The 11,494-nt window shown below is 58.9% G+C and carries 10 protein-coding genes; 5 read left to right on the top strand and 5 right to left on the bottom strand.

The features are described 5' to 3' along the window. Window positions 1–76: 76 nt before the first annotated feature. Window positions 77–1,252 carry an acetyl-CoA C-acyltransferase family protein gene (locus ACR0AU_RS19645; RefSeq protein ID WP_480796123.1) on the bottom strand — a complete coding sequence of 392 codons (1,176 nt, stop codon included), beginning with the start codon at window positions 1,250–1,252 and terminating at the stop codon, window positions 77–79. A gap of 112 nt (window positions 1,253–1,364) precedes the next feature. On the opposite strand from ACR0AU_RS19645, the gene ACR0AU_RS19640 reads away from it, so the two are divergent. The 5 genes from ACR0AU_RS19640 to ACR0AU_RS19620 all read left to right on the top strand — a co-directional run bounded on the left by ACR0AU_RS19640 (window position 1,365) and on the right by ACR0AU_RS19620 (window position 6,038). Further along, a complete protein-coding gene (locus ACR0AU_RS19640; protein WP_170395365.1) occupies window positions 1,365–1,928 on the top strand; it encodes a helix-turn-helix domain-containing protein in 564 nt (187 codons plus the stop codon). Window positions 1,929–2,037: 109 nt separating this feature from the next. Further along, window positions 2,038–3,222 carry a glycine C-acetyltransferase gene (locus ACR0AU_RS19635; RefSeq protein WP_170515670.1) on the top strand — a complete coding sequence of 395 codons (1,185 nt, stop codon included), beginning with the start codon at window positions 2,038–2,040 and terminating at the stop codon, window positions 3,220–3,222. Window positions 3,223–3,236: 14 nt separating this feature from the next. Then, window positions 3,237–4,265 carry an L-threonine 3-dehydrogenase gene (gene tdh / locus ACR0AU_RS19630; protein ID WP_170818669.1) on the top strand — a complete coding sequence of 343 codons (1,029 nt, stop codon included), beginning with the start codon at window positions 3,237–3,239 and terminating at the stop codon, window positions 4,263–4,265. A 63-nt stretch (window positions 4,266–4,328) separates the two neighbouring features. Further along, entirely contained in the window at window positions 4,329–5,204 is an 876-nt protein-coding gene (locus tag ACR0AU_RS19625) for a tryptophan 2,3-dioxygenase (protein WP_170515354.1), read from the top strand. A 3-nt stretch (window positions 5,205–5,207) separates the two neighbouring features. Then, window positions 5,208–6,038: an alpha/beta hydrolase gene (locus ACR0AU_RS19620; protein ID WP_170423357.1), complete on the top strand. Its 831-nt coding sequence runs from the start codon at window positions 5,208–5,210 to the stop codon at window positions 6,036–6,038. 59 nt (window positions 6,039–6,097) lie between these two features. Here ACR0AU_RS19620 and infB read toward each other — a convergent pair whose 3' ends face one another. From infB to rimP, 4 genes are read right to left on the bottom strand one after another with little or no spacing between them, the layout of a single operon-like run. Next, complete coding sequence (infB, locus tag ACR0AU_RS19615) at window positions 6,098–8,572, bottom strand: translation initiation factor IF-2 (RefSeq protein WP_170395359.1); 2,475 nt, start codon at window positions 8,570–8,572, stop codon at window positions 6,098–6,100. Between the two features lie 8 nt (window positions 8,573–8,580). Continuing rightward, complete coding sequence (locus ACR0AU_RS19610) at window positions 8,581–9,204, bottom strand: RNA-binding protein (protein WP_170395356.1); 624 nt, start codon at window positions 9,202–9,204, stop codon at window positions 8,581–8,583. Window positions 9,205–9,226: 22 nt separating this feature from the next. Next, window positions 9,227–10,840, bottom strand: a complete 1,614-nt coding sequence (gene nusA, locus ACR0AU_RS19605; RefSeq protein WP_170423355.1) for a transcription termination factor NusA — start codon at window positions 10,838–10,840, stop codon at window positions 9,227–9,229. Then, the gene (rimP, locus tag ACR0AU_RS19600) at window positions 10,840–11,430 is read right to left on the bottom strand and encodes a ribosome maturation factor RimP (protein WP_480763281.1); all 591 of its coding nucleotides are present in this window, start codon (window positions 11,428–11,430) and stop codon (window positions 10,840–10,842) included. Before rimP ends, nusA begins: the two co-directional genes overlap by 1 nt. Window positions 11,431–11,494 lie beyond the last annotated feature (64 nt).

Here is an 11,494-nt window from a genome sequence, read left to right as displayed (position 1 = left end):
CTGGCTAAAATACCTTCGGGGGGAATCGCGCCCCGGCGCGATGGGGGGCAGACAGCCCCCCTTGCCCCGGTCCAACTCAGAGCCGCTCGACGGCGAGGGCAATGCCTTGACCGCCCCCGATGCACATGGTGATCAGACCTTTCGATCCACCAATACGCTCCAACTCATACAACACCTTAAGCGTGATAATCGCCCCTGTGGCGCCCACCGGATGGCCCAGTGCAATAGCCCCACCGTTCGGATTCACCTTTGCAGCGTCCAGACCCAATTCCTGATTGACGGCCAGAGCTTGCGCCGCAAACGCCTCGTTGCTTTCGATCACGTCGAAATCATCCGCAGACAAACCCGTTTTTGCGAACAGGTTCTGCACAGCTGGAACCGGGCCGATACCCATCACCTCGGGTCGCACGCCGGCATGGGCATAGCCAATCACGCGCGCTTTGGGTTTCAAGCCCGCCTTTTCTGCAGCATCCACTGTCGCCAATACCATCGCCGCCGCGCCGTCATTGATGCCCGAGGCGTTGCCTGCCGTCACCCGCCCATCTTTCTGGAATACCGGGCGCAATCCGGCCAGCGCCTCGGCAGTGGTGGCCTTGGGATGTTCATCGACCTTGAAGTCGACCTTGTCGCGCTTGACCTTGACCTGCACCGGCGCGATTTGGCTGTCGAAATACCCGGCCTCAATCGCCGCAGCCGCACGGGTCTGGCTGGTCAGCGCAAACGCGTCCATCTGTTCGCGGCTGATCTGGTGTTCATCCGCCACATTCTCGGCGGTCACCCCCATATGCCCGGTGCCGAATGGGCAGTTCAGCGCGCCCAGCATCATGTCGAGCGATTTGACATCGCCCATCTTCGCCCCCCAACGGGCCTGCGGTACGACATAAGGGCTGCGCGACATGCTTTCGGCACCGCCCGCCACGGCAAACTCGGCATCGCCTAGCATCAGCGCCTGCACCGCCGACACTACTGCCTGCGCCCCCGAACCGCACAGCCGGTTCACGTTCATCGCCGGAGTCCCGTTCGGAATACCTGCCTGCATTGCGGCGACTCGCGACAGATACATGTCGCGCGGTTCGGTGTTGATCACATGACCAAAGACAACATGATCAATCTGCGCGCCTTCAACGCCCGAACGCTCCATTGCCGCCTCGGTCGCCACGGTCGCCAGATCGATCGGAGCGGTCGAGGCCAACGCACCGCCAAAGGTCCCGATGGCTGTGCGCGCACCGTCCAGTATTACTATGTCCGTCATGTTTTCTCCTCCAAGTCTCGCGCCCATTATGCACCTGCAGCATGATCTTCATATTAGACTCACTGTCACGCCGGAATTGACATTACGTTGCGCAACACCCATGGATTCCGTCATGACGGAAAACACAGACGATATTCTGACGCGCCTGCCCGCCCGATTGAAAGAGGCGCGCCGCGCCAAAGGCCTGTCGCTTGAGGCGGTCGCCAACCTCAGCGGCGTCTCGCGTTCCATGGTCAGCCAGATCGAGCGTGGCGAAAGCAGCCCCACAATTTCGACTCTGTGGAACCTGACACGCGCTCTGCAGGTGGATTTCGCCGGACTGTTGGAAGACGCCAAAACGACCGACCAGATCGAAGTGCTGCGTCAAGCGGAAGTGCCCAGTATCGACAATATGGGCGAGAAATGCCGGATTCGCATCCTCTCTCCCCCCGAAGAGGCCGGAGGACACGAGGTCTATGATATTCAGTTTCAGGCCAATGGGAGCCTGAACAGCCAGCCTCATGCGCGCGGCGCACGAGAGCAACTGACTGTGCTGGAAGGCGCCGTCCGTGTCACTTCGGGAACGGCATCCAGCGATCTGAAACAAGGGGATACCGCCCGGTATGCCGCCGATATTACGCATTCGATAAGCGCTGAAAACCCGGCCCGCGTTTTCCTGATCGTAAAAAACGCCTGAACGGGCAAGATTCCGCCTTCACGGATATTTTTCCCAAATACTGTAATTCTCCTATTTGGGAATTTCATCCGCTATGTTAGACGTGCGACTCAGATTAACGGAGGTCGCCATGGCTGATGCATTCCTGTCCCATATTTCGGATACACTCGCGCAGATTGAGGCAGAGGGTCTGTACAAGCGCGAACGGATGATCACCTCGCCTCAGGGCGGTGAGATTACGGTGGGCGACAAGCAGGTGATCAACTTGTGCGCCAACAACTATCTGGGTTTGGCCGATCACCCTGCGCTGATCAACGCCGCCAAAGGCGCAATGGAGCCCAAGGGGTTCGGCATGGCCTCGGTCCGGTTCATCTGCGGTACGCAGGACATTCATCGTGAACTTGAGCAGAAGCTGGCAAAGTTCCTGAACAAGGACGATTCAATTCTGTTCGCTGCCTGCTTCGACGCCAATGGCGGGTTGTTTGAGCCTTTGTTAGGGCCCGAAGACGCCATTATCTCTGACAGTCTAAATCATGCCTCGATCATCGACGGGGTACGGCTGTGTAAGGCAAAACGCTATCGCTACATGAACAACGACATGAATGACCTCGAAGCGTGGCTGAAACAAGCGCGCGAGGACGGGGCGCGGCATATCATGATCGCAACCGATGGCGTGTTCTCAATGGATGGCTATCTGGCCAATCTGCCGAAGATTCGCGAGCTGGCCAACAAATACGACGCCATCGTGATGGTCGATGACTGCCACGCCACCGGCTTTATGGGGCCAAACGGAGCGGGCACGCCGGACCACTTCGGCGTCGACGTGGATATTCTGACGGGAACTTTGGGCAAGGCACTTGGGGGGGCAATCGGCGGTTATATCGCCGGGCCGCAGCCAGTGATCGACCTGCTGCGGCAGCGGGCGCGGCCCTATCTGTTCTCAAACTCGCTGCCGCCGTCCATCGTTGCCGCAGGGCTTGAGGCAATCCGTCTGGTTGAAGAAGGTGACATGCTGCGCGCCCAATTGTTCGGCAATGCCAAGTACTGGCGCGCCGGGTTAGAGAATCTGGGCTTCGACCTACTTCCGGGCGAACACCCGATCATCCCGGTCATGCTGGGTGAAGCGACCCTGGCGCAGGATATGGCATCGCGATTGTTTGACGAAGGCGTCTATGTTTCGGGCTTTTTCTTCCCTGTCGTGCCGCGTGGTCAGGCCCGAATCAGAACGCAGATGAATGCGGCTCTAACACGCGACGAATTAGACCGGGCGCTCGCGGCATTTGGCAGGGTCGGCAAAGAATTGGGGATAATCTGATGCGGGCCAACACGATGAAAGCCCTTGAGAAATCCAAGCCCGAGGAAGGTCTGTGGATGGTGCAGGCCCCAGTACCCGAGATCGGCCCCGACGAGGTTCTGATCCGCATCAACAAGACCGGGATTTGCGGCACGGATATTCATATCTGGAACTGGGATGAATGGGCTGCGGCCACCGTGCCGATCCCGATGATCACCGGCCACGAGTTCGCGGGTGAAATTGTTGAATTGGGTCGCAACGTGACAGGGATGACGGTCGGCCAGCGCTGTTCAGGCGAGGGGCATCTGATCACCCCTGACAGCCGCCAGAGCCGTGCGGGCAAGTTCCACCTTGATCCCGGCACGCGCGGTATCGGTGTGAATGAACAGGGTGCCTTTGCGCAATACCTGAAACTGCCTGCCTTTAACGTGGTGCCCCTGCCTGACGACGTACCGGATGAGATCGGGGCGATCCTCGACCCGCTGGGCAATGCCGTGCACACTGCACTCAGCTTCGATCTGCTGGGCGAGGACGTATTGATTACTGGCGCAGGCCCTATCGGCATCATGGCCGCCGCCGTTGCCCGTCATGCCGGTGCCCGGCATGTAGTGATCACCGATATCAACCCCGACCGCCTGAAACTGGCCGAACACGTGGTACCAACGGTACGCACAGTTGATGTGTCCAAAGAGGATCTGCAGGATGTCATCGCGGAACTGGGCATGACTCAGGGCTTTGATGTCGGGCTTGAAATGTCGGGCTCGCAAGCCGCGCTGGACCAGATGGTCGAAGCGCTGGTTATGGGCGGCAAGATCGCACTGTTGGGGATTCCGCCCGGAAAATCTCCGGTGGACTGGTCGCGCATCGTGTTCAAAGCTATCACCATCAAGGGTGTCTATGGGCGCGAGATGTTCGAAACCTGGTACAAGATGATCGCCATGTTGCAGAACGGGCTGGATGTCAGCCGCGTAATCACCCACCAGTTCGCGGTCGATGACTTTGCCCAGGGATTCAAGGCCATGAAATCCGGTCAATCAGGCAAGGTGGTTCTGGACTGGACCTAACGCTCTGGAACCGTGCGGGTTTTGTCCCTAAACAGGGATAAACCCGCGCGTCTGGAGGAGCACATGGGCGACAAAGACAGGTATACAGAACGGGGAATCGAAGAGTCTCTGGTCACCGATTTCACAGAAACTCACCGCAAAAGCTATGGGGATTTTCTGCAACTTAAGACTCTGCTGAACCTGCAAAAGACCTTTCAGGACCCGGCCCAACCTGATGAGATGTTGTTCATCATCATTCATCAGGTCAGCGAACTGTGGCTGAAACTGATGCACCATCAACTTGTCGAAGTCCGCCGGTTCTTGCAGCAGGACGATTTCGGTCCCGCGATGAAGAACCTCGACCGGATCAAGGCGATCCAACGGCAGTTGATCGCCGCGTGGGAGACGCTACTGACTATGACTCCCGCGGACTACATGACGTTTCGGGACGCATTAGGCAGTTCGTCAGGCTTTCAAAGCTATGGCTATCGCCAAATCGAGTTCATTCTGGGCAACAAAGATCCCGCGACCCTGAAAGTGCATGCGCATGACCCAGAAGTGATGGAGATGCTGAACGCGGCTCTTACCAAACCCTCGCTCTATGACGAAGTGCTGCGGATGCTGGCCCGGCAAGGGTTTGACGTGCCGCATGAGCTGATCGAGCGGGATTACGCAAAGCCCTATTCCGGCGATCCGCGTATCGTCAAAATCTGGGTCGAAGTGTTCCGCAACACGGAACAATACTGGGATCTTTACGCGCTGGCCGAAAAACTGATGGATGTGGAATCTCTGTTCCAGAGGTGGCGATTCGATCATGCAACCGCGGTTGAGCGCGTGATCGGAATGCAGCCCGGAACGGGTGGATCTAGCGGCGTGGCCTTCCTGCGCAAGGCGCTGGAGTTGCGGTTCTTCCACGACCTCTACGACGTGCGAACCGAACTGATGTATACTGGGGAATAGGCCATGCTGTATCGCGGATTCACCCAAGAAGAGCTTGAGCAGGAGTATTCCCCTAGCTCAATGATTGGCGGTGATCTGACGCCATATCTAGCCAGCTATTCTGCCCTCAGCGCACAGGCACGGTCTGAAATTAGGATGCAGGAAAACCGTTCCTATGGCGACAGCCCGACGCAAGTTCTGGATTTCTTCCCCGCACCTGGCGCCAACGCGCCTTTGCATGTCTTTATTCATGGTGGCTATTGGCAGGCGCTTAGCCAGCGTGAGTCGGCCCCTATGGCACCGGTATTGCATGAGAACGGGCAAGCCTTTGCCACACTGAATTATACGCTCGCCCCCGATGCCAGATTGGGGCAGATGGTCGAAGAATGCCGTACAGCCTTGTTGTGGCTCGCGTCACAGGCCGAAACACTGGGTTTTGATCCATCAAACATCACACTTTCAGGCCATAGTGCAGGCGCCCATCTGGTCGCGATGGTCATGGCGACGTCTTCAAAGGCATTTGCGCAGGCTGGCCTGCGGGTGCGCAATGTGATCCTGATTAGCGGGATCTATGACCTTGTTCCGATCAGCCTGACCTCGGTGAATGATCCGCTGCAACTGACCAAGGTCGAGATTCACGATTTCTCACCCTGCCTCAACCTGCCCGCGCCAGGACCCCGTTACAGGGTGACAGTCGCCGAGCGGGATACGCCCGAGTTTATCCGCCAAAGCCGTGACTATGCTGAACTACTGCGCAAGGCCGGACATTCGGTCAGTTTCGATCTGCAGAAGGGCAAGCATCATTTTGACATCATCATGCCGTCGGGCACGTTTCTGTCGTCGCGCACGGACTAACCTAAATGAAAACAGCGGCCTCGTGGGGCCGCTGTTTCAAGTTTCTTTCTAGATCCGGATCAGTCCAGCGTGCGCGTGACCTCTTCGCGCTCGAAGATTTCGATCACGTCGCCTGCGCGGATATCGTCGTAGTTCTCGAACGCCATACCGCATTCCTGACCCGATTGAACTTCGGCCACTTCATCCTTGAAACGCTTGAGGGTCTTCAGCGTGCCTTCGTGGATCACCACGTTGTCGCGCAGCAGGCGGACACCCGCCGAGCGGCGGGCAACACCTTCGGTGACCAGGCAGCCAGCAACCTTGCCGACGCCGGTGACCTTGAAGACCTCTTTGATCTCGGCGTAACCGATGAATTTTTCGCGAATCTCGGCGCTCAGCAGGCCAGATGCGGCCGCTTTCACGTCATCCACCAGATCGTAGATCACCGAATAGTAGCGAATCTCGACGCCTTTCTGGTTGGCGGTGTTCCGCGCCGATGCGTTCGCACGCACGTTGAAGCCAAAGATCGGTGCACCAGAGGCTTCGGCCAGGCCGACATCCGTCTCGGTGATCGCACCAACACCCGAGTGAAGAACGCGTACGCGCACTTCGTCGTTGCCGATCTTCTCCATCGCCTGAACGATGGCTTCGGCAGAGCCCTGCACATCCGCTTTCATCAGAATAGGCAGCTCGGTGACGTTTTCGTCTTCCTTCGCCTTCTGCATCAGCTGTTCAAGGGTGGTCGCGGCACCAGCAGCGGCGCGTTTGTCCTTGGCGGCTTGCTCACGATAAGCAGCGATCTCACGGGCCTGCGCTTCGGTCTCGGTCACGTTCAGAACGTCACCTGCTTCGGGCGTACCGTTGAGACCCAGAACCTCGACCGGAACTGAGGGGCCAGCTTCTTTGACACGGTCGCCCTTGTCGTTGATCAGCGCACGGACCTTACCGTACTGCTCACCCACAACGAAGATATCGCCCTGACGCAGCGTGCCGTTCTGAACCAGAACGGTGGCGACGGGACCACGGCCCACATCCAGCTGCGCCTCGATCACGGCACCTTGGGCGGCGCGATCTGGGTTGGCTTTCAGTTCCAGAATCTCGGCCTGCAGCGCAATGGCTTCCAGCAATTCGTCCAGACCCTGACCAGTCATGGCCGAGACCTCAACGTCCTGAACCTCACCCGACATCTTCTCGACGATCACTTCGTGCTGCAGCAAGTCAGTGCGGACTTTGTCGGGGTTCGCGTCGGGCTTGTCGATCTTGTTGATCGCCACGATCATTGGCACTTCGGCCGCTTTGGCGTGGTTGATCGCCTCGATCGTCTGCGGCATCACCGCGTCGTCGGCGGCAACAACAAGAACCACGATATCCGTGACCTGAGCCCCGCGCGAGCGCATCGAGGTAAAGGCCGCGTGTCCCGGTGTATCCAGGAAGGTCAGCGTGGTGCCACCATCGGTTTTCACCTGATAGGCGCCGATATGCTGGGTGATGCCACCAGCTTCGCCGGCAACAACACGCGCGTCGCGGATCGCATCCAGCAACGAGGTTTTGCCGTGGTCAACGTGACCCATGATGGTGATGACCGGCGGACGGGGCTGCAGATCGTCATCGCTGTCTTCGACCTCTTTGATGACGTCTTCAACATCCGAATCAGAGACACGCGTGACCTTGTGGCCAAATTCTTCGATGATCAGTTCAGCGGTGTCAGCGTCGATGGTCTGGTTCTGCGTGACCATCATGCCCATCTGCATCAGCGATTTGACAACGTCAGCGACACGCTCGGCCATACGGTTGGCCAATTCCGAGACCATGATCGCCTCGGGCAGCTGAACGTCGCGGATCACCTTTTCCCGCTCGACCGTGCCGCCCATGGCCTTCTGGCGCGCACGCTCCTGCTTGCGCTTCATCGCGGCCATTGAGCGTTGGCGATTGCCTTCGCCGCCAGTGGCCTGACCAAGTGTCAGCTTGCCCGAGCGGCGGTTGTCGTCACGGCCCTTGCCACGGCCACGCTGCTCACGCTCGCGATCCTGCTTGCGCGGTGCCGCAGCAGGTGCAGGCTTGCTGGATGGGCTGCGTGCTGCCTTGGGCTCGGCGGGTGCCGGGGCTGCGGCAGCACGCTGGGCTGCTTCCTCGGCCTCTTTACGCTTGCGTTCTTCCTCTTCGGCCTTGGCACGGGCACGCTCTTCAGCTTCACGCTGCTCGCGTTCCTTGGCCTCTTGTTCGGCCCGGCGGCGTGCGCGTTCTTCTTCGCGCGCCTTTTCCTGCGCCTCACGGGCAGCGGCCTCTTCAGCCTCACGTGCCTTGGCGGCTTGCAACGCCTTCATACGACGCGCCATTTCCGCATCGGAAATACCCGCTGGGCGACGCGAAGGATCACCCGAAGGTGTCGCACCACCACTTGGTTTGGTCGCGCCCGGCTTGGGAACGACCACGCGTTTGCGTTTGGTCTCCACCACGACATTCTTGGTGCGTCCGTGGCTGAAACTCTGTTTCACATTTCCGGGGCGTGCCCCGCCACGAAGACCCAATGTCTTTTTGCCGTCACTATCGCTCATAAAGCTTCTTACCCTTCCGAGCGGCCCTTGCCGCCGTCATCCTTTTCGCGCAAGCCACGCAGGCGCTGCGCTTCCTCTACAACACGTTTGGCGAGTCCGCCAGAGGCCAAGGCCGCATGAATCACGGTTTGGCGCCCAAATGCCGCCCCAAGCTCGTCTGCGGTCAGCCAGCCGATGTATTTCCCGAAGTGCGGCGTGCTGAGTTTCGACTTGCCGCGCCCCGATCCGTCTGAGGCCTGAATCAGCACCTGGGCCTCTTCCCGGTCCAGCCACGACTTGACCTTTTCATACCCGGCGACCGCATCTCCGGATTTGCGCGCCAGACTGATCAGTTCGATCACACGACGCGCCACCTGTTTCTCGACCTCATCGGTCAGGTCCTTGGCGGCACTCACCTGTGCCTTAAACCCGCGCGAGAACAGTTTCTTGTTCACCGCCTTGTCCAGCGCCGCGCGATCCGCCGCCACGTAAACCCCACGCCCCGGCAGTTTTGCCGCAACATCGGGAAAAACCTGACCGTCGGGCCCCGTTACAAAGCGGATCAAGCCATATTTAGGCTGAACCTCGCCCGTGGCGATGCACTTGCGTTCAGGGCCTTCCGACCGATCCTTATGGACGCCACCGCGACCCATGTCAGCCACCCGAGGCCTGAGATCAGGCCTCGACCTCCTCATCGGTTGCTTCACCGTCTTCTTCGGCCTGCTCCAGCTCGGCCGGATCGACCCAACCCAGCATGATGCGCGCGGTCATGACCAGATCCTGCGCCTCTTCCAGCGTCACGCCGAAGGGCTCCAGTACACCATCATCCTTGATGCGTTCGCCATCGACCGTGGTCCAGCCACCGGCCAGTTCCCAGTCGGCGCAGGTTGCGAAGTCTTCCAGGGTCTTCACATCATCCTTGGCCAGCGCCTCTACCATCTGGGGTGTCAGGCCCTCGAATTCAATAAGACTGTCCTCGGCACCCAGCGCACGGGCTGCATCCAGCGCCGCCTTGGCCTGAGCTTCCAGGAATTCGCGTGCACGTGTCTGAAGTTCTTGCGCGGTACCTTCATCCACACCGTCGATGACCAGCAGTTCGTCGATTTCAACATATGCCACTTCTTCGAGGTTGGTGAAGCCTTCAGAAACCAGCAGCTGAGCGAAGAATTCGTCCAGATCCAGCGTTTCCATGAACAACTGGGTACGGGCCTCGAATTCTTTCTGACGGCGCGCCGATTCTTCGGCTTCGGTCATGATGTCGATGTCCAGATTGGTCAGCTGGCTGGCCAGACGCACGTTCTGACCACGACGGCCAATGGCGAGGCTCAGTTGCTCCTCGGGAACCACAACTTCGATCTTGCCGGCTTCTTCGTCCAGAACCACCTTTGAAACTTCGGCGGGCTGCAGAGCGTTCACAAGGAAAGTCGGCTGATCTTCGTTCCACGGAATGATGTCGATCTTTTCGCCCTGCAGCTCGTTCACAACGGCCTGCACGCGGCTACCGCGCATACCGACGCAGGCACCGACTGGGTCAATCGAGCCGTCATAAGAAATCACGGCAATCTTGGCGCGCGAGCCGGGATCACGAGCAACGGCCTTGACCTCGATGATGCCGTCATAGATTTCCGGTACTTCCATCTTGAACAGCTCAGCCATGAATTCCGGCGCAGTGCGCGACAGGAATATCTGGTGGCCACGAACCTCGCGGCGGACTTCCTTGATGTAGGCACGCACACGGTCGTTCGGGCGATAGCTTTCGCGACCGATCTTGTCATTGCGGCGCAGAACAGCCTCGGCACCGCCCAGATCGACGATCACATTGCCGAACTCTTCACGCTTGACCGCACCGTTGATGATGGTGCCGGCACGATCCTTGAATTCTTCGTACTGACGATCACGCTCGGCTTCGCGAACCTTTTGCAAGATGACCTGCTTGGCGGACTGAGCAGCGATACGGCCCATTTCCACGGGCGGGACTTCTTCAACGAAGACGTCACCAACCTCTGGCGCCTCCATGTACTGCTTGGCCTGCTCGACGGTCATCTCGGCCTGATAGTTCTCAAGCTCTTCATCCTCGACCACGGTGCGGACACGGGTAAAGGTCGCCTTGCCGGTCTTGCGGTCGATGCTGACGCGGATGTCCATCTCGGCGCCGTAACGGCTCTTGGCGGCACGGGCGAGCGATTCTTCCATCGCTTCGACAACCAGACCGGGGTCGATCATCTTTTCGCGGGCCACGGCCTCGGCGGTCTGCAGCAGCTCCAGCTGGTTGGCTGAGGTGATTGCCATCAGTTCGTCTCCTCTTCGGACCCTTCGGTCTCAATCTCGTCGAAAGCGTTTTCGTTCAGGGCACCAGCGTCTTTGCGCTGGCGCAGCATTTCCTTGATCAGGTCATCGGTCAGAACCAGCTTGGCGTCGCTCAGCCAGTCAAATTGCAGACCGATGGTAATGGTCTCGTCTCCCTCGGGGATGTTGATCAGAACCTCAGCCCCTTCGATCCCGGCCAATTCGCCCTTGAAGCGGCGGCGACCGTCGATCAGTTCTGCGGTTTCGATCTTGGCCTCATACCCTTCGAACGTCTCAAAATCTTTGAGACGGGTCAGAGGACGGTCAATTCCAGGGCTGGAAACTTCAAGCGTGTAGGCGTCCAAAATGGGGTCTTCGACATCCAGCGTGGCGCTGACCGCATTGGAAATCTCGGCGCAGTCATCCACTTCGATTCCGCCATCGGGCTTGTCTGCCATTATCTGCATCGTGGTGGTCTTGCCGCTCATCAGCCGAATGCGGACAAGCTCATACCCCAGATCCTCGATCACAGGGGTGATGATCTCGGCCAGTCGCCGGTCGATGGCAGCTTTGGCTATCAGGTCGTTTGTCATTCAGGTTCTCTACCCTGTTATCGGGCACAAAAAAACGGGCGCGCGGCCCGTCGAATTTTCCGGT

It is taken from the genome of Ruegeria sp. CG1, from assembly GCF_056537265.1.
Note: the sequence above shows the minus strand (reverse complement) of the source record. Positions and strands in the feature narration are given on the sequence as shown.

Coding starts and splice junctions, on each gene's coding strand:
- infB (WP_170395359.1), bottom strand. CDS start 8,572: ATGAGCGATAGTGACGGCAAAAAGACATTGGGTCTTCGTGGCGGGGCA.
- ACR0AU_RS19635 (WP_170515670.1), top strand. CDS start 2,038: ATGGCTGATGCATTCCTGTCCCATATTTCGGATACACTCGCGCAGATT.
- ACR0AU_RS19640 (WP_170395365.1), top strand. CDS start 1,365: ATGACGGAAAACACAGACGATATTCTGACGCGCCTGCCCGCCCGATTG.
- ACR0AU_RS19610 (WP_170395356.1), bottom strand. CDS start 9,204: ATGGGTCGCGGTGGCGTCCATAAGGATCGGTCGGAAGGCCCTGAACGC.
- nusA (WP_170423355.1), bottom strand. CDS start 10,840: ATGGCAATCACCTCAGCCAACCAGCTGGAGCTGCTGCAGACCGCCGAG.
- tdh (WP_170818669.1), top strand. CDS start 3,237: ATGAAAGCCCTTGAGAAATCCAAGCCCGAGGAAGGTCTGTGGATGGTG.
- ACR0AU_RS19645 (WP_480796123.1), bottom strand. CDS start 1,252: ATGACGGACATAGTAATACTGGACGGTGCGCGCACAGCCATCGGGACC.
- rimP (WP_480763281.1), bottom strand. CDS start 11,430: ATGACAAACGACCTGATAGCCAAAGCTGCCATCGACCGGCGACTGGCC.
- ACR0AU_RS19625 (WP_170515354.1), top strand. CDS start 4,329: ATGGGCGACAAAGACAGGTATACAGAACGGGGAATCGAAGAGTCTCTG.
- ACR0AU_RS19620 (WP_170423357.1), top strand. CDS start 5,208: ATGCTGTATCGCGGATTCACCCAAGAAGAGCTTGAGCAGGAGTATTCC.